We start from the raw sequence: 2,910 nt of genomic DNA on the forward strand, positions 1-2,910 counted from the left end.
CGAGGATAGGGCATTGCCATGCAAATTAAAAACGTCACGGTCAGATGATCGTGACGTTTTTTTGTCGTATCGACTTTTGAGGGCCTTTGTTAAAATGGGGCTTTGTCAAATCATATTGGTGAAGATCAATTCCCTGCTTCAAAAATGAAGTGGGGATTTTTTGAATGCAATCAGGGAGTCAAAAACTTTGGAAGATCGAAGTTGATATGATTCAATGACTGATCAAACCTGAAAAGCTTGATGACAATAAGATTCAATTGATCTGCAGGTGTCGAACGAGAAAAATTAAGTGGATTTGGTGCTGCGCTTGTGAAGGAAAGCTTGAGTGAACAGCATAAAGAGGACCAAATTACCTACGATTGGCTGATTTGATTCCAGAAGTAGGTAATTGTAGGGAGTGTAAATAAAATTGTTTGTGTAAATTTAAAGGAGGAATTGAAAAAGGGAAAGCCCTCCCCGTATGATTGAAATCGCAAAAACCAATCAGAATACGGAGGCTTTCCCCATGGAAGATTTATCATTACCGCGCTACTGGCAGATGACGATTCGGCTTTAAAAGAACTGTTTCGGGCCCAGGTTGAAGATGCCGTCAATCAGTTCCTGCAAAATGAGATAACTGCCGTTGAATGTTTGGCAGTTGTTAATGGACAGACTCTTTTCTACAAACACTCTGTTTTACCTTTTATCTTTTTAGTCATATTAGACTCACTTCCATTAGAATTACCTTCAAAATGATTATGTCGGGGTGTGCTTAAAATGTAGCGGCAGATAAAAATATTTACTGATTTTCAATTGGCGGCTGCTTTAGATTTAAAGGAATCGCACCAATTGTCAGTTTTGGGTTTTATTGCGCCAAAATAAGCGTTACACTAGCCTTTGTGCAATTTTGTAGAGAAAAGAGAGTGAATTTATCTAATGGACGAAGAAGCGACGAGACCTTCTCACCAACTCAACATGCTTGAGGGTGGCATCTTCGGTAAAATGTGTAAAGTAGCGATTCCAATTGCTTTGATGAGTACTTTGCAGCAACTGTTTAACGCGACTGATATGGCGGTAGCTGGGCGTTTTGCCTCAAGTAATGCCATGGCTGCGGTAGGTTCCAATGCGCCAGTCATCAATATCGTGGTGATGCTGTTTACAGGACTTTCAATTGGTTCAAACGTATTGATTGCTGGTTTGGTTGGGGCAGGCAAGAAAGAACGAGTCAACGCAGCGATGCATACTGGCTTTTCGGTGGCATTGATCAGTGGGCTGATTATGCTGACGGTCGGCTGCCTGATTGCTAAGCCGATTTTAGGTCTGCTTGATACACCAGCCAGTATTATGCCGTTAGCGGTCAGCTATTTAAAACTGTACTTTCTTGGTATGCCGTTTTTAATGATTTATGATTTTGGCAATGCAGTTTTAAGAGCAGTTGGCGATACCAAGCGACCTTTGTTTTGTTTAATGTTTTCGGGAATGGTCAATGTGGTTTTGAACCTGATTTTGGTAATTGGCTTTCAGATGAGTTCGGATGGAACGGCAATTGCTACGACCATTGCCAATGCAGTCAGCGCGGCTTTAATCTACCGCCTCTTGGTTAAGGAAACCGGTATGCTGCACTTTGATTGGAAAAAGTTGGCATTAAATCGTACCTATCTGAAACGAATCATTGCAATTGGGGGACCAGCTGGCCTGCAAGGAATGATTTTCTCAGTATCCAATATCGTTATTCAGGCAGCCATTAACCATTTTGGCGCGGCCTGTGTGGCTGGTAATTCGGCTGGTTTGAATTTTGAATATATCAGCTACTTCTTTGTTAATGGTTTTGCCCAGGCAACGGTTACTTTTATCAGTCAAAACTATGCAGCACATCAATATCAGCGTTGTCGCAGAATTGCCCGAGTCGCAATGTTCAGTGCCATTTTATTTACGACGATCGTTTCAAGTGCTTTTTATCTGTTCCGTTATCCATTGGTTGATGATATCTTCTCAACCAATCCGGCAGTCGTCCATTATGCAATTATTCGGATTACCTTTATCGCGCTGTTAGAACCGTTGACGGCAACTTATGAGATTGCTGGCGGCAGTCTGCGCGGAATTGGTCACTCAATGGCACCAGCCGTTATTACGCTGGTAGGCTGCTGCATTTTGCGGGTTGTTTATATTGCCGTCATGCTGCCACATTTCACGAGCTTTACTCAAGTGGCACTGATCTATCCGGTTACCTGGATTATTACTGGAACGGCAGTAATGCTTTTATATGAAGCAGTAACGCGCAAAGCCTACGTGACAGAGAATTCAACAGTGACTCCCAATTCTGAGATGCAATTGATGCCTCATCATTAATTAATTCGTTATGCCCAATTCTTTTCCGATCAGAATTGGGTTTTCTTTTTGAAGCGAATCCTTAATTCTTGGCTGATGATCAGTGCGAACATACAGCATCCACCGACAGGATTTAGTGACTGTTGCAATGATGATTGACTGGAAGACTTAGTCGTGAGGTGGAAAGTACTGAGAAAAGATTGCCGGTCGACTAGCTTGTGGAGGAAAATAATGATGTAATACTCCCGCTTAAACATTACCGAATTCCCGCCTAGTGTTTAATTTAAATGATAAATTAGCAGCTAAAGTGCTTGCTGATCAGCCTAAACAAAAGAAATTGAAAAATCGTCGAAAACCTATTGACGATGACTGTTAAAACCTGTATAGTTATATACCGTTGTCACGGCGTAGAGCTGATGACGATAAGTAACAAAATCAAATTAGTGGTTGACAGATTGATGCGATTTTGTTAAACTATAAAAGTTGTCGATTGATGAGTGATGACTTGTTTAATAAATTGATTTGAAAAAAGTTATTGACTTGCTTCAAATGATATGTTAGACTTAAATGCGTCATCGAAGCAATTAAATCGATGCCTGGTAG

The 2,910-nt window shown here is 41.1% G+C and carries 1 protein-coding gene; it reads left to right on the forward strand.

The genetic code is table 11. The annotated features are described in order from the left end of the window. Nucleotides 1-915 precede the first annotated feature (915 nt). Entirely contained in the window at nucleotides 916-2,328 is a 1,413-nt protein-coding gene (locus tag FC47_RS09995; RefSeq protein WP_235804020.1) for an MATE family efflux transporter, read from the forward strand. Nucleotides 2,329-2,910 lie beyond the last annotated feature (582 nt).

This window comes from Limosilactobacillus mucosae DSM 13345 (genome assembly GCF_001436025.1).
Classification (GTDB): Bacteria; Bacillota; Bacilli; order Lactobacillales; family Lactobacillaceae; genus Limosilactobacillus; species Limosilactobacillus mucosae.

Excerpts from the sequence above, each read along its gene's own strand:
- FC47_RS09995 (WP_235804020.1), top strand. The coding sequence starts at position 916 with ATGGACGAAGAAGCGACGAGACCTTCTCACCAACTCAACATGCTTGAG.